Annotated in this window: 15 protein-coding genes and 1 pseudogene; 10 read left to right on the top strand and 6 right to left on the bottom strand. The window is 71.5% G+C overall.

The window, feature by feature from the left end:
* Positions 1-339: 339 nt before the first annotated feature.
* From CIK06_RS16055 to CIK06_RS16040, 4 genes are all read right to left on the bottom strand, one after another.
* A complete protein-coding gene (locus CIK06_RS16055; RefSeq protein ID WP_095567887.1) occupies positions 340-1719 on the bottom strand; it encodes a GH1 family beta-glucosidase in 1380 nt (459 codons plus the stop codon).
* 53 nt (positions 1720-1772) lie between these two features.
* Positions 1773-2612, bottom strand: coding sequence for a carbohydrate ABC transporter permease (locus CIK06_RS16050; RefSeq protein ID WP_095565503.1), 840 nt, complete (start codon positions 2610-2612; stop codon positions 1773-1775).
* Between the two features lie 135 nt (positions 2613-2747).
* Complete coding sequence (locus tag CIK06_RS16045) at positions 2748-3590, bottom strand: carbohydrate ABC transporter permease (RefSeq protein WP_198347885.1); 843 nt, start codon at positions 3588-3590, stop codon at positions 2748-2750.
* A 64-nt stretch (positions 3591-3654) separates the two neighbouring features.
* Entirely contained in the window at positions 3655-4953 is a 1299-nt protein-coding gene (locus tag CIK06_RS16040; protein ID WP_095565502.1) for a sugar ABC transporter substrate-binding protein, read from the bottom strand.
* A gap of 221 nt (positions 4954-5174) precedes the next feature.
* Between CIK06_RS16040 and CIK06_RS16035 the strand changes: the two genes are divergently transcribed.
* The 7 genes and pseudogenes from CIK06_RS16035 to CIK06_RS16010 all read left to right on the top strand — a co-directional run bounded on the left by CIK06_RS16035 (position 5175) and on the right by CIK06_RS16010 (position 11459).
* On the top strand, positions 5175-6374 hold the full coding sequence (locus CIK06_RS16035; RefSeq protein WP_095567886.1) for an ROK family transcriptional regulator: 1200 nt from the start codon (positions 5175-5177) through the stop codon (positions 6372-6374).
* Between the two features lie 360 nt (positions 6375-6734).
* Positions 6735-7529, top strand: a complete 795-nt coding sequence (locus CIK06_RS16030; RefSeq protein WP_095565501.1) for an SCO2525 family SAM-dependent methyltransferase — start codon at positions 6735-6737, stop codon at positions 7527-7529.
* Positions 7530-7723: 194 nt separating this feature from the next.
* Positions 7724-9381 (top strand): annotated as a pseudogene (locus CIK06_RS32485) (SCO2524 family protein).
* Complete coding sequence (locus CIK06_RS16020) at positions 9321-9563, top strand: hypothetical protein (RefSeq protein ID WP_157756792.1); 243 nt, start codon at positions 9321-9323, stop codon at positions 9561-9563. Before CIK06_RS32485 ends, CIK06_RS16020 begins: the two are co-directional and overlap by 61 nt.
* Positions 9564-10103, top strand: a complete 540-nt coding sequence (locus CIK06_RS32480; protein ID WP_369915980.1) for an SCO2523 family variant P-loop protein — start codon at positions 9564-9566, stop codon at positions 10101-10103. It begins immediately after the preceding gene.
* 43 nt (positions 10104-10146) lie between these two features.
* Positions 10147-10491 (top strand): hypothetical protein, encoded by a 345-nt coding sequence (locus CIK06_RS32475; protein WP_369915979.1) that lies wholly within the window; start codon positions 10147-10149, stop codon positions 10489-10491.
* Entirely contained in the window at positions 10491-11459 is a 969-nt protein-coding gene (locus tag CIK06_RS16010; RefSeq protein WP_232533659.1) for an SCO2522 family protein, read from the top strand. The genes CIK06_RS32475 and CIK06_RS16010 overlap by 1 nt, the downstream gene beginning before the upstream one ends.
* 6 nt (positions 11460-11465) lie before the next feature.
* Here CIK06_RS16010 and CIK06_RS16005 read toward each other — a convergent pair whose 3' ends face one another.
* Positions 11466-12422, bottom strand: a complete 957-nt coding sequence (locus tag CIK06_RS16005) for an SCO2521 family protein (RefSeq protein ID WP_095565498.1) — start codon at positions 12420-12422, stop codon at positions 11466-11468.
* 165 nt (positions 12423-12587) lie between these two features.
* Between CIK06_RS16005 and CIK06_RS16000 the strand changes: the two genes are divergently transcribed.
* Positions 12588-16802: a HEAT repeat domain-containing protein gene (locus tag CIK06_RS16000; protein ID WP_095565497.1), complete on the top strand. Its 4215-nt coding sequence runs from the start codon at positions 12588-12590 to the stop codon at positions 16800-16802.
* Between the two features lie 187 nt (positions 16803-16989).
* The gene (locus tag CIK06_RS15995) at positions 16990-17775 is read left to right on the top strand and encodes a hypothetical protein (protein ID WP_157756791.1); all 786 of its coding nucleotides are present in this window, start codon (positions 16990-16992) and stop codon (positions 17773-17775) included.
* Between the two features lie 17 nt (positions 17776-17792).
* Here CIK06_RS15995 and CIK06_RS15990 read toward each other — a convergent pair whose 3' ends face one another.
* Entirely contained in the window at positions 17793-18191 is a 399-nt protein-coding gene (locus CIK06_RS15990) for a helix-turn-helix domain-containing protein (protein ID WP_095565495.1), read from the bottom strand.
* Positions 18192-18315: 124 nt separating this feature from the next.
* Between CIK06_RS15990 and CIK06_RS15985 the strand changes: the two genes are divergently transcribed.
* Complete coding sequence (locus CIK06_RS15985) at positions 18316-18681, top strand: DoxX family protein (protein ID WP_095565494.1); 366 nt, start codon at positions 18316-18318, stop codon at positions 18679-18681.
* Positions 18682-18728 lie beyond the last annotated feature (47 nt).

Genomic DNA, 18728 nt, shown 5'->3' with positions numbered 1-18728 from the left:
GGTGACCGGCCGGTTGAGGGCGACGTTGGTGCCGGTGTCGCAGGCGGCCAGGGCGGCGGCCGGTTGGGCCGCGGTGCCGGGTTGGACCGCGCCGGGTGCCGCGCCGCCCGGTGCGGCGGCGCCGGCCTGCGGGGCGATGGCGGTGAGCAGGGCGGCGGCGAGGGTGGCCGCGACCGAGGCGGCGAGCAGCCGTGGTCGTCGGCCGGGGGTACGGGGTCGGGGGATGGCGGGGGTACGGGGAGCGGGAGACATCAATGCTCTCCTCGGGGGTGGTGGTCGCCGTGGGGGCGACGGGACGGTGCGGTGTGGTGCCTCTCCTTCCGCGCCGGGCGTCGGCGCCTATCCGGCTGACTGCGGGTTGGTGGGTGGCTGCGGCCCGCCGGGTGGCGGGCCGCCGAGCAGCCGGTGCGCGCGGATCAGGTCCGCGTAGCGCCGGCCGCTGGCCTTGACCGTGCGCCGCTGGGTGGGGTAGTCCACGTGGACCAGGCCGAACCGCTTGGCGTACCCGTAGGCCCACTCGAAGTTGTCCAGCAGCGACCACACGAAGTAGCCGCCCAGCGGCACGCCCCGGCGCAGCGCCGAGGCGCACGCCGCCAGGTGCCGTTCCAGGTGGTCGATGCGGTCCGGGTCGGACACGGTGCCGTCCGGTGCCACCGTGTCGGGCCAGGCCGATCCGCTCTCGGTGACCAGGATCCGCCGCGGGGCGTACTCGGTGGAGATGTCGACGAGCAGTTGCTCCAGCCCGGCCGGGTACACCTCCCAGTCCATCGCGGTCTGCACCGCGTCGGGCACGGGCACCTGCCGGGCGTACGGCGGCGGCCCGGCCGGATCGTCGACGATGAGCTGCCGGAAGTAGTAGTTCAGCCCCAGGTAGTCGGTCCGGGTGGCGATCACCGCGAGGTCGTCGCCGCGGACCGGAGGCTGCACCCCGTACGTGGCCAGCATGTCCTCCGGATACCCGCGGCCGTGCAGCGGATCGAGCCACCACCGGTTGACGTGCCCGTCCATCCGGCGCGCCGCGGCCACGTCCGCCGGCCGGTCGGTCGCCGGCTCGCACGGGCTCGGGTTGAGCACGATGCCGATCGACGCCGGGCCGGGCGAGGCCGCGCGGACCGCCTCGGTGGCCAGGCCGTGTCCGAGCAGGATGTGGTGGGCGGCGCGTACGGCGGCGGTCAGGTCGCGCCCGCCGGGCGCCATCCGGCCCTCCAGGTGCCCGATCCAGCACACGCAGACCGGCTCGTTGACGGTGCTCCAGTCGGCGACCCGGTCACCCAGCCGGGCCGCCACCACGGCCGCGAAGTCCGCGAACGCCGTCGCGGTGGCCCGCTCGGGCCACCCGCCGCGGTCCTGGAGGACCTGCGGCAGGTCCCAGTGGTAGAGCGTCACGAACGGCCGGATGCCGGCGGCCAGCAACTCGTCGACCAGCCGGTCGTAGAAGCCCAGGCCGGCCGGGTTCACCGCGCCGGTGCCGCCGGGCATGATCCTTGGCCAGGCCACCGAGAACCGGTACGCCCCGATGCCCAGTTCGCGCATCAGCGCGACGTCCCGCGGCCACCGGTGGTAGTGGTCGCAGGCCCGCGCGCCGGTGTCCCCGTTGTCGATGTTGCCCGGTACGGCGCTGAAGGTGTCCCAGATGGACGGCGTACGGCCGTCGGCCGCGACGGCCCCCTCGATCTGGTAGGCGGCGGTGGCCGCGCCCCAGAGGAAGTCGGGCGGCATGGCGGACAGGTCGGGTCCGTGGCTCGTGCTTCCCGGCACGGTGGAGGTGGCGGTCACCGGACCGCCCCGGCGGTCAGCCCGGCGACGAAGTAGCGTTGCAGCGCGAGGAACCCGGCCACCACCGGCACGCTGACCACCAGCGAGGCGGCCATCACCTGATTCCAGTAGACGTTGTACTGGGTGGCGTAGCCCTGCAACCCGACCGCGAGGGTGCGGCTGTTCTCACTGGTCAGCACCGAGGCGAAGAGCACCTCGCCCCAGGCGGTCATGAAGGCGTACACGGTCACCGCCACCACGCCGGGCACCGCCGCCGGCAGCACCACCTGGAACAGCACGCGCAGCGGCCCGGCGCCGTCGACCTGCGCGGCCTCGTCCAGCCCGCGCGGTATGGAGTCGAAGTAGCCCACCAGCATCCAGATCGAGAACGGCAGCGAGAAGGTCAGGTAGGTGACGATCAGGCCGGTGCGGCTGCCGTACAGGTCGATGCCGGTGGCCCGGCCAAGGTTGACGTAGATGAGGAACAGCGGCAGCAGGAAGAGGATGCCCGGAAACATCTGGGTGGCCAGCACCGTGACGGAGAACAGGTTCCGGCCGCGGAAGCGGTACCGGCTGACCGCGAACGCCGCGAAGATCGCCACGGCCACCGAGAACACCGCGGCGACACCGGAGACCACCAGGCTGTTGCCCAGGTAGCGGCCGAGCGGGACGGTCGACCACATGTCGATGAAGGCCCGCCCGGTCGGCCGTCGCGGCCACCAGGTGAAGTCGTTCTGCACGTCCTCCAGGGGTTTGAGCGCCGAGCTGACCATCACGTACAGCGGCACGAGCACGAACAGGGCGAGCCCGGTCAGCACGACCCGGCGGGTCCAACGCTCGGCGGCGGTCTCACGCATCGTTCCTCCGTCGGTTGGTCAGCAGCAGGTATCCGGCGGTCACCACGAGCAGGAACAGCAGCAGCGCCACCGACATGGCCGAACCGGAGCCGAAGTCCCAGGTCTTGAACGAGCTGCGGTAGATGTGGATCGAGATCAGGTCGGCCTCCCGGGGGCCGAACCGCCGAACAGGATGTACGGGGTGTTGAAGTCGTTGAAGGTCCAGAGGAACAGCACCAGCACGAGCACCAGGTTGACCGGCCGGAGCATGGGCAGGGTGACCGAGCGCAGCCGCTGCCAGAACCCGGCGCCGTCCATGGCGGCGGCCTCGTACATCTCCAGCGGGATGTTCTGGAGCCCGGCCATCAGGCACAGGAACGCGAACGGCCAGCTGCGCCAGACCGACACGGCCAGCAGGGCGGCGAAGCTGTTGCTGCCGATCAGCCAGAACGGCTTGTCGTCCAGCAGGTGCAACTGGTCGACCAGCACGTGATTGACCAGCCCGGTGTCCCGCTGGAGCAGGAAGCTCCAGGTGATCACGGCGGTGTAGACCGGCAGCGCGTACGGGGTGAGAAACAGCGCCCGCAGCAGCGCCCGGCCGCGGAACGGCCGCTGCAACAGCACGGCCGCGGTGACGCCGAGCAGCCAGGAGAGCCCGACCGAGAGCACCGTGAAGACGAGGGTGACCCAGAACGAGTGCAGCAGTTGGGCGCCGGCCACCGAGTTGACGTCGAGCACCACCCGGTAGTTCCGCAGCCCGACGAAGGGCGCCGTGGACCAGTCCCGGATGTGGAACTGGGTCAGCTCCAGCAGGCTCATCCAGGCGCCGACCAGCATCGGCACCACGTGGATCGCCAGTTCCAACACGATGGCCGGCAGGAGCAGCAGGTACGGCAGCCAGCGTCCGGTTCGCCGGCGGCGGCCCGCCCGGGACGCCGCGGGAGGTGCGGGCCGGCGCGGGGGTGCGGCGTCCCGGGCGGATGTGGTGGTGATGGCCATGGGGTCCTCTCGCTCGGGCCGTGGGAGGGCGTGCGGCCCTCCCACGGCCGCGGGGCGGATCAGCTCAGTGCATCTGCTGCTGGGCCTGGTTGAGCTTGTCCCGGACGCTCGCCTCGGTGACCGGCTTGCCGCTGGCCGCGTCGGCGAAGAGTTCCTTCATGGCGGTGCCGACCAGGGTCTCGAAGGTGCTCTCGTCGGGCACCTGCGGCAGCGGCGCGGCCGAGCTGGCCAGGGTCTCCTGCAGGACCTTCTGCTCGGGCGCGGCGAACGCGGCGTCGCTGGAGACCGTCGTGACCGGCGGCAGCGACCCGTAGGTCTTGTTCAGCGTGACCTGCTCGGCGTCGCTGGTCATGAACTTCACGAACTGGAGTGCGCCGTCCTTGTTGGAGGTGTGCTTGAACACCGCCATGTTGATCCCGGCGACCATGCTGTTGACCTTCTTACCACCGGCCGGCGGGCTGGCCAGGAACGGCACCGGCGCGATGCCGTACGCGTCGGGCTCCATGTGCTGCGTCTTGAGGTTGGCGCCGGCGGCCTGCCAGAGCAGCATCGCGGCCTTGCCGTTGGCGAAGTCCGAGACGGACTGGTTCTGCGCGTACTCGGCGTTGCCCGGGTTGACGATCTTGTCGGCGGCCATCAGGTCGACGTACCGCTTCACCGCCGCGACGTTCTGCGGGGTGTCGAAGGTGGGCTTGCCGGCCGAGTCGAACCAGTCGCCGCCGTACTGCTGGCCGAAGGCGAAGGCGTGGTGCGCGTTCTCGGACGGGTTGGCGGCCTCCAACGCGAGCCCCCACTTTCCGCCGCCGGTCAGCTTCTTGCCGTCCTCGGCCAGCTGCTCCCAGGTGGTCGGCGGGGCGGTGATGCCGGCGTCGGCGAACGCCTTCTTGTTGTAGTACAGGGCGTACGCGAGGCTGTAGAGCGGGACGGCGGCCGGCGGCTTGCCGGCGGCGCCCGCGGCGGCCAGCGCGGCGGGGATGAACCGGTCCTTGCCGCCGATCTTGTCCAGGGTGGCGTCGTCGAACTCGACGAGCGCGCCCGTTGCCTGCAGCGACGCCGACCAGGTGTTGCCGATGTTGACCACGTCCGGCCCCTGTCCGGAGGTCGCCGCGGCCAGCAACCGGTTGAGCAGGTCGGACCAGGGCACCACCTCAAGGTTGACCTTGATGCCGGTCTGCTGCTGGAACTTGTCCAGCTCCGGCTGGAGCACCTGCTTGTCGAACTCCAGGCTGGCGCCCTGGTTGCTGGCCCAGTAGGTGAGGGTCTTGGCGGATCCATCCGACGAGCTGTCGCCGCCGCCGCAGGCACTGAGCGAGGCGGCAGCCAGGACGGCCGCCGCGAATATCGCGAGGTGTCGTCTCGACACGTTCTGCCCTTCCGGTACGAGTGGGGAGCCGTCGACCGCTCCGGGGTGGTGGTCGGGCCGGGGGTGGGTCGACGGGCGGGTGCCGGCACGGCCGGCGGAGTGTGACGCAGTTCCATCACGCCTTAATTAATGTCGTCATTAAAGTGTGTTTCCGGTGTGCCCGTCAAGCACGGGAGCCGTTACAGTCGCCCCGGGCGGATCCGGGGGAACGAGGTGGCGTGGTGGAGCTGGCACGAGCGACGAACCGGGGCGTCCGGCTGCGAAACCGGGCGCTGCTGCTGTCCCGGCTGTACCTGGACGGTCCGCTGACCCGCCCCGACCTGGCCCGCAGCACCGGGCTCAGCCAGCCGGCGGTCAGCAACGTGGTGGCCGACCTGATCGACGAGGGCCTGGTGGTCGAGGCCGGCGTCGCCGAGCCCGACGGCGGGCGGCCCAGCATGCGGCTGCGGGTCGCGCCGGGGTTCGCCGCCGTGCTCGGGGTGGACGTGGGGGAGACCCGGGTCCGGGTGGAGCTGTTCGACTTCACGATGACCCAGTTGGCCGGCGCCGAGTACCCGCTCGACCCGGCGCGCACCGAGCCGGCGCAGGTGGTCACGCACGTGCTGGCCGGCATCGACACGCTCATCGGCGGGGCCGGCCTGGCGCCGGGACACGTGCTCGGGGTCGGCATCGGCGTCTCGGGGGTGGTGGAGCAGGGCGCCGAGGCGGTGGTGCACGCCCAGGCGCTCGGCTGGGACCGGGTGCCGCTGGAGCGGATGATCCGGGCCGGCACCCAACTGCCGGTGCACATCGACAACGGGGCCAAGACGCTGGGCCAGGCGGAGATGTGGTTCGGCGCCGGGCGGGGGGCCAGGAACGCGGTGTTCGCGCTCGTCGGCTCCGGGGTCGGGGCCGCGGTGGTGACCAACGGGACGACCTACCGGGGCGCGTCCAGCAGCGCCGGCGAGTGGGGACACACCACCCTGGTCTACGGCGGCCGGGCGTGCCGCTGTGGCGCGCGCGGCTGCCTGGAGGCGTACGTGGGCGCCGAGGCGATCATCGACCGCTACCGGGCGGCCCGGCGTGGCCAGCCGGTGCCGGGAGCCGACGAGGAGTCGCAGCTCGCCGCCCTGGTCGAGGACGCCGGCCGGTCGGCGGTGGCGCGCCGGGTGCTGGACGAGACCGCCCAGTTCCTCGGTGCCGGGGTGGCGAACCTGATCAACCTGTTCAATCCCGAGCGGGTGGTGCTGGGCGGGTGGGCCGCGGTGGCGCTGGCCGACCTGCTTCCGGCCGTACGCGCGGCCGCCGGCCGTCAGGCCCTGCGCCAGCCGTACGGGCAGGCGTCGATCGAACTGTGCCGGCTCGGCGTCGACGCGGTGGCACTCGGTGCCGCAACGCTGCCGATCGCCCGGTTGCTCGCCGCCGGTGGCGTCCGTCCGTGAACCGAGCGTCCACCCGAAACCAGGAATACGGCCGTTGACTATTCACGCGCTATCGATCAAAGTCGAATAAGGGCGGATGGCGCGGGAGGGATAGTGATCGCTGACGCTGTTCAAATTTTCAGCCTGTTCGTAGTGATCCTCGCCCTGTATTTCGCGTGCGTGTGCTCCCGCAGGCTCCGGCGACAACGTGAACTCACAAACCTGTGAACTCGGGGGCCGGAGCCCCGTGATCAGGAGAGTTCCGAGTCGGGATGCGGACACTTGCCACCGGCTATCGATTCGGATAGAAATTGGTCAACGTGCTGAGCGGCCCGGACCAGCGGCCACCGTGACCCGCCGACAGTCGATGGAGGCACGTCTATGGCATTGGTGCCGGCGCATGGCGCCGGTTGTGGTGCGTCGACGACGCCCGCTGTGCCGGTTGCGGGCGGCGGGCCGGTGAACTCCGAGGTCGCCTGGGATACCTTCGATCCGCAATCCTACGTTCAGAAAAATTACAGCGCGCTGCGTGACGACGACCGCGAGATCCTCCGTCGGGTCAGGGATTTCTTCGCCGACTCGGATCTGCGGGATGCCCGCTGTGTCGATGTCGGCTCGGGCGCGAACCTCTATCCGGTCCTGCCACTGCTGCCGTTCGCCCGCCGCCTCGACCTGTGCGACCTGGCGCCGTCCAACCTCGACTGGCTCGCTCGCCAGGTCGAGTGCTACGACGGCATCTGGGATCCGTACTGGCAGGTCTGCGCCGAGCGCCCGTCCTACGCGGCGCTGGCCGATCCGCGCGCCCGGCTCGCCGCGATCGGCAGGGTTCTGCGGATCAGCGTCTTCGACCTGCCGCGGCATGCATGGAACGCGGGCACCATGTTCTTCGTGGCATGTTCGATATCCGCCGATCGGGTCGAATACGAACGTGCGATCGGCCGGTTTCTCGACGCGTTGTGTCCCGACTCGCCGTTCGCGGCGGCGTTCATGCTCGGCTCCCGCGGCTACCGCGTCGGCCAGCGGTGGTTTCCCGCGGTGGAGTTGGGTCGCGCCGAGGTGGCCGCGACCATCGCGGCGCGCGCGTACGAACTGGACTTCCGGGAGGTCCGACCGGATCCGCCGCTGCGAGACGAACATCTGACAATGTTGCTGGTCACCGGGCGTACCAGCGGCTGACCACAGCGGCGGGACGGGCCAGAATCGCGGTCAGATCTGGACGAACGGCGCCGGTCGCCGACACACTGGTCGGCAAGACGGTGCGAACGGCGTTTGGGTGAAATGGATACGATGGAGTGCGCAGCCCATCGTGAATCATCGCGCACGACGCGACACCACGTTCGGTCGACGACTACAACAGACGGCGGTGGACCATGCGGATACAGCCGCGCCAGGAGATTCTCGAGATCTGGCGGGCCACGGTGCGCAGTTGCTGGCAGGGCGGCGAGTGGCAGTGGGGCGGGCGGCGCGGCGCCAATTCGATCAGCGACGCGGAACAGCTGCTGACCATGCTGCTCCCGGCGGCCAAGGTCCCCGTGTTGTCGCTGGACGACCCGGACCGCACCGACGAGGAGGTGGTGGAGGCGTTCTCCCCGGTCGGCGGCGCGATCGAGATCCCCCGCCGGCTGCTCGGCATCATGATCGACTACTACGAACAGTACAGCGACGGGAACGGCACCCCGGTCTTCGCGGGCGCGGGATATCTCTCCCCGCTGGACAACGGCCCGGAGCTGACCGACCGGCAGCGCGACCTGGACATCGTCGACTCGTTCGCGGTCTCCATCACGCTCACCCTGGCGACGATCGGCTTCGTCCGGGTCTACCGGGCCGCCACCCAGCGGCGGGACGTCAAGGACCAACTGGTCCGGCTCGAGCGGTTGGCCAGCAACCGGCTCAGCGCGGCCATGGCGGGCCTGCTGCGCAGCTTCAGCACCTCCATATTCGCCTCCGGTGACGAGTACGGCGTCCGGCTGTGCGACATGGTCAACCAGGACGAGGTGCCCCGCCGGGAGGTCGTGGCGGCGCTGCGCGAGCAGTTGCGCGGCACGATGGCGAGCCTGCGCAGCGTGCTGATCGGATCCGGCCGGGTGAACGAGGATCTCGACAACAGCGACATGCTCTTCGAGTGCGGCTGGTCCTGGGGGTCATCTCGACGGCCGAGGACATCGAGACCACCGAGCCGATCGGTCCGCAGCGCGCCGGTGCGGCGGAGAACGCGCCCTACCTCTACTTCACGGTGATCGCCATGGACGCGATCGAGGACCTGAACTCGGAGCGCACCCGGCTGCTCGGGCTGCTCAACGAGGAGCAGCAGCGGCTTGCCAGCGCGCTGCAACTGCGCTGGGAGCTGACCCGGACCTACTGGGCGACGGTGGCGACCTTCGGCAACCGGCGGCGGTGGCCGATCGAGGACGTGCCGTGGCGGACCACCGACGGCGACCGGACCGACTACTACAGCCTGCAGGTCACCTCGCTGGCGGTGAAGGGCCTGATCGCCGGCGGGCGGGGTGCCGACGAGGAACTCGGTCGGATCGCCGCCGTGCTGGTGGAGCTGGCGCAGCGGTCCCGGATCACCCGCCGCGCCTCGCCGGGCGAGGCGGCGCTGAGCGTGCACTGGCCGGGCAAGCGGGTGACGCTGAACGACGACACCTCGAAGCCGATCATGACATGGAACGTCAACGAGTTCTCCACGGTGCTGCTGCAGCGGGCGGTCACCGTCGCCGGCCTGCTGAGCGAGGTCCGGCGGCGCAGTGAACTGCTGGACATGGCCGACGAGGTGTGGGAGCACCTGCTGCTGCGCCGCATCCCGGACGGTCGGCACCGGGGGCTGTGGGACAACGTCGGGGGCGCGTTTCCGGGGCTGGCGGCGGTGCCGCAGGAGCCCAGCTGGTACCTGACCATGCGGGTGGTGCAGTCGCTGGTCAGCGCCGGCCAACTGCTCTGGGACCGGCCCTACCCCGGTCCGGCCGGTTGGCCTCGCACGCGCAGGAACTCATCGACGAGGCCGAGTACCTGTTCGATCAGGAGCTGATGCGCGGCACCTTCGCCGGTGAGGCGATGCGGCGCAGCATGCGCAGCATCCGGGCCAGCCTGAGCCGGGCCCAGCAACTGGTCAAGGAGCGACCCGGCACCGCGGCGGCCGTGGCGAACACGATGCTGCTGCAACTCAACGACATCACGACCGGGCAGCAGAAGGCCAGCGAGGGGATCTGAATGCTGGTCTTCGTCACCTCGCACAAGGGCGGCACCGGGCGGTCGGTGACGGCGGCGAACCTCGCCTACCGCAGCGCGCTCTCCGGCCGCCCCACCTGCTATCTCGACTACGACTTCGGTTCGCCGACCGCCGGCATCACCTTCCAGATCCCGGAGGCCACCAACGGGGTGGAGGGCGCCGGGCCGAACGGCGGGGGTCTGCACCGCTACCTGCGCGGCGAGATCCCGGCCCCGGAGCAACTGGACGTGTGGGCCACCTCCGAGCGGTCCAGTCTGCGCCAGCGGCCCACCGGGTCGGGCTCGTTGGTGCTGCTGCCCGGGCAGCGCAACGGCAGCGAGTTCGGCTTCACCAACGACATCGCGAAGCGCTGCACCGAGCTCTTCCTGCGGCTGGATGAGGAGTTCGACCTGACCCTGGTGGACCTGAGCGCCGGCCGCTCCTATGCCAGCCAGATCGCGCTGGCCGCCACCGCCAACGCCGTCCTGCGCAAGGTGACCGTCCGCTGGCTGGTCTTTCACCGGTGGACCCCCAGCACGTGACGGCCGCCGCGGATCTCGCCTTCGAGGCAGGGGCATCCTGGCGATGGGCAAGGAGTACGGCCACGAGCCGGAACGGCTCCGCGAGTCGCTGCGGTTCATCCGGACCGCCGTGATCAACCCGCGTGGCCCGGAGGTCGGCCACCTCGATCTCGCCCAGCGGGCGTTCCTGACCATGTGCGACACCGAGTTGACCGAGCTGGCCCGGCGCCGGGGTACCGGCCGGACCACCCTGCTCGGCATGGTGCCGCTCGATCCGCTGCTGCAATGGCGTGAGCAGCTCATCTCGGACCACGACGTGCAGACCAAGATCGCCAATGCGCGGACCGTGGACGCCTTCGTGGAGCTGACCGAAAAGCTCTTCGACGAGACCGCGTGGGAGACCGTGTGATGAGCATGGATGTCACGTTCCGGGAGGCAGCCGCGGTGCCCCGCACCGAGAGCGTGGCCTACTCGCATCTGTCCGTGGAGTTGGGACACATCTACGCCGAGGACTTCGGCGACGGGTGCCGGGAACTGCGCCGCAAGTTCGAGCGGATCGCCGCCTGGACCCAGGCGATACCCGCCCTCGCGGCGGTCGGCCTCAATCCCGGCCGGCAGCCCCGGATCAGCACGTGCTTCCTGGTGGACGACTACTTCCACCGGTTCGGCACCCCGGGCGAGGTGATCCCGCAGGTGCGCTCGACCGCGGCCGAGTACGGCCTGGTGCTGGACTACGTGGCCCGGGAGTCCAGCTTCGCCCGGCACGAGGACGTGGAGTTGGCCCGGCTGGTGGTGGACGCCCTGGTGGTCGAGCCGCCCCGGCACACCACCGGGAGCCGGCCGCCGCTGAGCGAGTCGGGCTGGCTGTCCAACGGCCAGCGCTCGCCGGGGCAGGCCGTCGGGCCGGCGATGACCCTGCCGCCGAGGTGGTCGCCCCCGGTGGAGTCCGGCGATCCCCCGCACTCCATCTTCGTCGACGTGGAGCTGTGGTCGGACGAGGCGAAGGGCCGGGTCTGGGCCTGCGCCCTGCTCGCCTCGGTCTGGCAGCTGACGCGGCTCGGGCTGCTGCGGCACCGGGGCGAGACGATCACCCAGCCGTACCGGCTGCCGGCCGGCGAACCGCTGCCCGCCGACTGGGACGAACTGCCGGGGCTCATCCAGCTGAACCCGCAGGCCACGCCGTTCTGCGCGTACCGCTCGGTGACCCTGATGGACATCCGGTACCTGCCGGTGGAGCACGCCGTGCGGACCATCCTGAGCCAGGTTGCGGTCCCGTCGGCGGTCGCCCGGCAGGCCGCCGACCGCGCCCGTGGCGAGGGCCTGACCCTGCCCGAGGAACTGGTCGACCGGCTGAGTTACGTGTTCATCGGCGGCTGACCGTGGTCAGGGCACACAGGGCTGGTCGACCAGGATCCGGTCCCTCAACTGGCGCAGCAGCGCCAGATTGCCCGCGGTGACCTGGTCCCGTATCCAACCGATCGACGAGTTCCACTGCCGACTGAACCCGGGCTCCTGCTCCAGCCGGTCCCAGACCGTGCGCAGCCGCGGCGCCACCCGGGCGCCGGGCAGCCACAGGTGCAGCAGGTGCTCCAGTACCGGCCGCAGCCGGTCGGCATTGGCGTGCGTCGGCCCGGGCCGGGCGACCGCGCTCTCCACCAGCGTGGACAGCGTGGTGAGCAGCCAGTCGTGCAGGGCGAGGTCCTCGCACAGCCCGGCCACCGCGGCCGGGGCGTCCTGCTGCTCGACCACGAGTTCGACCGTACGCAGCGTCGGGGTCTCCACGGTGATCACCGCGGAGCCGGTGGGATCCGGACCGCCGGCCACCCGGGCGGTCCAGCGCAGCCGGGTCCGTGCCGCCCGCAGGGGCGGGCGCCGGTCCAGCAGGTCGGACATCTGTACGCCGTCGAGCATCCGACCGGTGATCGCCTCCAGGCTCAGCACGTCCGCGGCGTTGCCGCGCAGGAAGCCCTCGGTCAGGTCGGCGACGTCCAGCTTGCCGACCGTCTCCAGGACGCCCGGGTTGGCCAGGTAGTGCGACCACGGCCGGCGGCGGTGCCCGGGCACGATCTGCACCGTCGAGGAGGTCTGCACGATCCGGCCACCGGTGATGACGGCCCGGGTCACCACCGCGCCCACCCCGCGCAGCCGGCGGTGCCGGGCGCTGGGCAGCCAGCAGTCCACCCCGGTGTGCAGGTCCGGGGAGACCGCGTACAGCGAGGGGCGGCGGGAGGTGCGGACCGCTTCGCTGCCCGCGATCGTGAGCACCTCGGAACTCTGCTCCTGGGAAAGCGCCGCGCCGTGCTGGAGGAGGCTGGTGTGCACCTCACCCACCGTGAGCATGGATTCCTCCGGATCCGAATCTGTCTGCGGCCATCATAGGCCCGTCGGCCGGTCGAATCCCATATCCGGCCCGCGGTTGGCGGACGAACGTGTGACCCGGGCGATGTGAACCCGGCTGATATTTTGATTGGTGCGGTTGCCAGCCACTCCTGGAGTTTGCCGTCCATGAAGGTTTACATTTCGGCCACCCAAAAGGACCTGCTGGAATATCGCGCTGCCGTGCACGCGGCGGCGCGGCGTCTGGAGATCGAAGACGTGGCCATGGAGGCGTACGGCGCCGACGTGCGCCCGCCGCTGGAGCGGTGCCTCACCGACGTGCGCCGGTGCGATCTCTACGTCGGACTGTTCGCCTGGCGGTACGGCTACCGGCCACCCGGTCAGGAATCCTCCATCACCGAACTGGAATACCGGGAGGCGCTCGCCGCCGGGAAGCCCTGCCTGATCTTCCTGCTCGCCGAGGAGACGCCGTGGTCGGTGGACATGGTGGACCGGGACGGCGACCGGCGGCAGATCGACGCGCTGCGCCGGGAGCTGAAGGAGCGTCACCTGTGCGCCTTCTTCACCGGCGTGGACGACCTGGCCGCCAAGGTGACCGTGGCACTGGCCGACGTGCGCAGCGGCCGATCCCCGGCGCGCGAGCCGGGTGACCCGGACACCAACCTGCCCGAGGCCGTGCGCAGCCAGTACCTGCGCCGGCTGCGGCAGCGGTACCAGGCGGTGCCGTTGGACGCCGTCTCGCCGCGACCCACCAGCCGGTATCTGACCGTGGGCCTGTCGACGGTGTTCGTCGAGCCGCTGGTGCACGAGGACGCCCGGCCGGAGATGCCGCTCGCCTGGTGGCGGTGGGCGGGCTCCAGCCCGGAGGGCGACGCCGGCGGGCTGCCCGGGGTGGTGGACCCGGAGGAGATGGAACGGCTGCGCACCGAGTACGCCGCCAAGGACGCGCTGGCGCTGTTCGAGGTGATGGGGGACCCCGGCCGGCGGGCGATCGTGCTGCTCGGCGATCCCGGCTCGGGAAAGTCGGCCACCACCCGCTACCTCGCGCTGGCGTTGGCCGGGGTGGGCCGCGAACCCCGGCTGGCGGCGCTCAAGGGGTACCTGCCGGTGCTGGTCGAGCTGCGCTCGTACGCGGCGCACCACGGGGACGGGCGCTGCGACGGCCTGCTGGACTACGTCGGGCACCGGCATCAGCAGGGCCTGGCCGGGATCGAGCGGGAGGTGCTGGAGGCGTACCTGCGGCAGGGTGGCCAGGCGCTGTTCCTGTTCGACGGCCTGGACGAGGTCTTCGACCCGGTGCGGCGGGAGGAGACCGCCGCGCAGATCGCCGCGTTCGCCAACGACTACCCGGGGGTGCGGACGGTGGTCACCTCGCGGGCCGCCGGGTACCTGCGGCACACCTTCGCCAACGCGGGCTTCGACCACTTCACCCTGGAGGACCTCGACCACGAGCGGATCGGCCGGTTCCTCGGCAACTGGTACCGGTACGTCACCTCCACCCCGCCGGCCGAGGCCGAGCGGCAGCGGCAGCAGATTCTCGACGTGGTGCGTGGATCCCGGGCGATGTACGAGATCGCCGGCAACCCGCTGCTGTTGATGCTCATGGCGATCGTCGGCCGGGACCACCCGCTGCCGCGCAACCGGCGCCGGCTGTACGAGCACGTCACGGACGTGCTCATCTCCGAATGGGACGTGACCAAGCAACTGCGGGAAAGCTATGCCGACGTGCCGCCGCTGGACCCGCAGGCGAAGCGGCGACTGCTGCGCCATCTGGCGTTCTGGATGCAGTACCGGGAGTCCGGGCCGGCGGGGAATTATATTGAGGCCGACGAATTGGCGCGGATCTTCCGGGATCATCTGGCCGAGCTGTACGGTTTCGAGAACGAGCGGGCGCACGCCATGGCCACCTCGATGATCGAGAAACTGCGCCAGCGCAATTTCCTGCTGGAACGGTACGGGCTGCGTCTGTTCGGTTTCGTGCACCGCACGTTTCTGGAGTACTTCTGCGCCGAGGAGATCGTGGACAGGTTCGGGCACGATCCGGCCGCCTGGGGCGTGGACCAGATGCGGGCGATGTTCCGCGAGCACTGGGCCGACCCGTCCTGGCGGGAGGTGCTCCGGCTGGTCGCCAGCGCGTTGCCGGCCGCCACCGCCAACGAGCTGATCACGCTGTTGGCCACCGAGGTCAACCGGCCCTGGCCGCCGCTGAACCTGAGCAGCCCGCCGTGGAACCTGGTGCTGGCCGCGCAGTGCGTGGCGGAGGCGCCGCAGCCGGCCGAACTGGCCGGTGCGGGTGAGGCGGTGCTCCGCCAGGTCGTGCTGCTTGTCGAACACGGCATCTCGGCCGAGGACCCGAACCTGGTGGAACTGACCGAGCAGGAACTGCTCTCCTCGATCCGGGTGCTCGGGGCGCAGTGGCCCGGGCGGGCCACCTTCCTGCACTGGTACCGCCGCCGCGGCGTGCGGACCAGTTGGCGCCTCGGCGGCTCCACCTTCGCCACCCGGGCCGCCGCGATGCTGTCCACGCCGCAGGAGCAGTTCGTGGAGCTGCTGATCCGGGAACTCGGCGAGGACCGCGAGCGGCGCGCCCGGATAGCCCTGGTCGCCGGCCTGGCCGAGGCCGGCGGCCGGCTGGACGGCGCCAGCCGCCGGTACTGCCGGGACCTACTGTTCGACCAGGCGCGGGCGGAGGGCTCCACCGCCGTGCGGCAGGCCGCGGCACGGGCGCTGGGCGCCCAGCTCGGGGCCGACCCGGATCTCGGCGACGTGCTGCGGGATCTGCTCGACTCGCCCGACGCGGCGGTGCGCGGAATCGTCGTGCAGTCGCTGGCCGGCCGGGCCGCCGCGGACGAGGACATCCGCCGGCTGCTGCTGGAACGCGCCACCGGGGACCGGGACACCACGGTACGCCGGGCCGCCGCGACCGTGCTCGCCCGACGCTGCTCCGGCCTGCCGGGTGTGCCCGAGACGCTGCACCGGATGCTGGCCACCGACAACGATCCCGGCGTCGTGCAGAGCGCACTGGAATGCCTCAGCGCGCTGCCCGGGTACGCCGGGCCGGCCCGTACCCGGGCGCTGGCGCGGCTGGACGGCGAGGCCCCGGACGAGGTGCGGCGCTGCCTGGCGGCCGAACTGCTGTCCGGCCGGGGCGCACCGGCGGACGGCGAACTGCTGCTGAAGCTGGCCGGCTCGGACTCCTCGGCCCGGGTGCGGGCGGTGGCCGTGCAACGGCTGGCGCTGGTGGCCGACCCGGACGGGCGGTGCCGGGACCGGCTGGTGGACCGGATCGAACACGACGAGGACGCCGCGGTGCGGGCCGCGGCGGTGGCGGCGTTGCTGGGCCGGTCCCGACCGGACGACGCCGACTGGGCGGTGGCGGCGGACCGGACCTGCGAGGACGAGGACGCGACGGTGCGGCTCGCCGCGGTCCGGGCGCTGGCCGAGGCGTTCCCGGACCGGCGTACCTGGCAGCTGCTGCTGGAGCGGGCGCACCAGGATCCGACCGCGAGCCTCCGGCTGGCCGCGGTCGACCTGCTCACCGGCCGGCCGCCGTTCGGGCAGGCCACCCGGGATCTGCTGATCGCGCGGGCGGCCGAGGAACGGGACCCGATCGTCCGGCTGCGGGTGACCCGCGGCCTGACCCGCACCGGCGACCCGCTGGACCCGGAGGTGCGGGAGTGCCTGGCCGAGCAGGTACGCCGGGACCCGGATCCGAACGTGCTGCGCGCGGCCGCCCGCGCGCTGGCCCGCGACGGCGACACCGACACCCTGGTGGAGACGCTGTGCCGGCGCACCAGTCGGGACAGCTACGCGGGCATCCGGCTGGCGGCCGTGCAGACGCTGTGCGCGAACTGGAGCCCGGACGAGGTCACCGACGTGCTGCTGGAGCGCATCGAGTCGGACACCGACCCGGCGGTGTTCGACGCCGCGGTGCGCTGCCTGAGCGAGCACGACGCGGCGTCCATGGCGGTGACGCTGCGGCTGATGCGCCGGTTGGCCGACCAGGACCCGGCCATCCGGGCCCGGATCGCCGCGGCGCTGGGCCAGCACTTCGGCGCCGACCCTGAGGTCCGGGTGCTGCTGGTGGGCCTGGTTCGCGACGACCCCGACCTGGACGTCCGGCGGTGCGCGGTCGGGCAGCTCGCGGTGACCCTGGCCGGCGGCAGCGGGGTGCAGGAACAGCTGACCAGGCTGGTCGACGACGACGACTGGGAGATCCGGCGGATGGCCCTGATCGCGCTGGCCCGGCACTACGGCCGGGAGCCGGGGGCGCGCGACCTGCTGGTCCGGCTCGTCGGTCAGGACCACGACGGCACGGTGGGAATCCTGGCCGGGCAGTTGCTGGCCACGCTCGCGGAAACCACCCCGGACGACTTCCCGTGAGGCCGGGGTTCCCGCCGCCCACGACCCCGGCCGTCCCGGTCTTCCCAACGGTCCGATCGGGACGGTCGGGACGGCCGGCCGTCGGCCAACGGTGTCGGGAACCGGCCAGTCGGCGGGTGCCGCCGTACGGCGCGGGGTAGCGTCGCGGCACCGGTCCCATCGCCGAGGCGTGGCCAGGAGTCGTTCGGTGCACAAGGCATTGAGGATCGCGGACCTCATCTTCAGGTACGGATTCGGCGGCGTCATTCTGGTCCTGCTCGCCGTCTACCTCTGGGGCGCGTTCCTGACCCAGGAGATCGGCATCCAGCGGTACGAGAAGGAGTTCCTCGCGGCCACCCTCTTCTGGCTGGTCGGGCTGGCGCTGGCGCAGGCGGCGAGCCTGTCGGCCGGAACGCGGTCGCTCGCGTCCGCGCGGGCCGACCTGGCGGTGCTGGCGCGGGCCGCCGCCGAGGCCGGTACGGCGCCGCGGGTGCGCTTCTTCGAGGGGGAGGAGGACGTGTACGGCGCCACCCGTCGGGCGGTCGGCCAGGCGAAGAAGCGGGTGTGGGTGACGTACCTGCGCGGGGAGGGCCCACGGCGCGGCGTGGCGGCCGAGCGGCACTTCCAGGCGTGCCGCGAGTGGGCGATGCGTTCGCCGGGACGAAGCTTCCGGCGCATCATCCTGTACTGCGACAAGCCGGCGATGACGGACTTCTACGCCATCGAACTGCGGACCGTCCGGGAGGCCGCCGCGCGCCGGCGGAGCTACCACGTGCGGCTGCTCGGCGGGTCCGTGCACGCCACCGAGGCGTTCAGCGTGGGCATCTACGACGACGAGGTCATCTTCACCCACACCGACGGGCCGGACAAGGAGTTCGCGATCAGCATCCGCAGCGAGAAGCTGGCCGACCAGCACATGCGGGAGTACTACAACCGGCTGTGGAACCTGGAGACCACCCGACCCATCCAGGACGTCTTTCCCGCGGCCGGCTGACCCGGCGGGCGCCGTCCTCAGCCGGTACGTCCGGGCGCGGCGCCGGTGTCCTGTCGGTGGGCCGCCCGGCTGGCCTCGATGTGCGGCAGGTGCTCGATGGCCCAGCCCGCGAGGGCCAGCGCCGGCGGGATGAGGCTCCTGCCGACCGGGGTGAGGGCGTACTCCACCCGCGGCGGGACCTCGGCGTACACGGTCCGGGAGACCAGGCCGTCACGTTCCAGGTTGCGCAGCGTCAGCGTCAGCATGCGCTGGGAGATCCCCGGGATCTGGTGCCGCAGGTCGCCGAAGCGCAGCGTGCCCTGATCGAGGGTGGACACCACCAGCAGCGTCCACTTGTTGCAGATCCGATCGAGGATCGGCCGGATCGTCGCCCCGGCGTCGCCGCGGATCATGCAGGTGTGCTCGTACTGGGACATGCCACCTCCGGTGCCTCACGCACACTCGTGTGCCTTTTGTACGCCCGTCAATAGTGCCGCATCATGTCTCTACTTACCGTTGGTAACCATCCTGGTGCCGACGCCATCCCCCGAAGGGACCCCGATGGAACTCGCCTACTGGATCATCGCGGCGCTGCTGGCGGTCTTCTACCTGTACGCCGGCGGCAAGAAGGTGGCCCAGAGCAGGGAGCAACTGCAACCCATGATGGGCTGGATCGATCGCGTACCCATGCCGTTCGTCCGGGCCATCGGGACGCTGGAGATTCTCGGCGCGGTCGGCCTGATCCTGCCGCCGCTGACCGGGATCGCCAGCTGGCTCGCGATCGCCGCGGCGATCGGCCTCGTGCTGATCCAGGTCGGTGGCATGGTGGTGCACCTGTCCCGCGGCGAGACCCGGCAGATCGGGCTCAACATCGGTCTGCTCGTGGTCGCCGCCGTGGCCGCCTGGCTGGGCACGGCCTGGCTCTGAGGCCCGCCGCGCCGGCCCGGTGCGCACGGGCCGGCGGGCGGGGACCC

Source organism: Plantactinospora sp. KBS50 (genome assembly GCF_002285795.1).
Lineage (GTDB): Bacteria > Actinomycetota > Actinomycetes > Mycobacteriales > Micromonosporaceae > KBS50.
The sequence above is the reverse complement of the archived record's forward strand: the minus strand, read 5'-3'. Positions and strand labels throughout refer to the sequence as shown.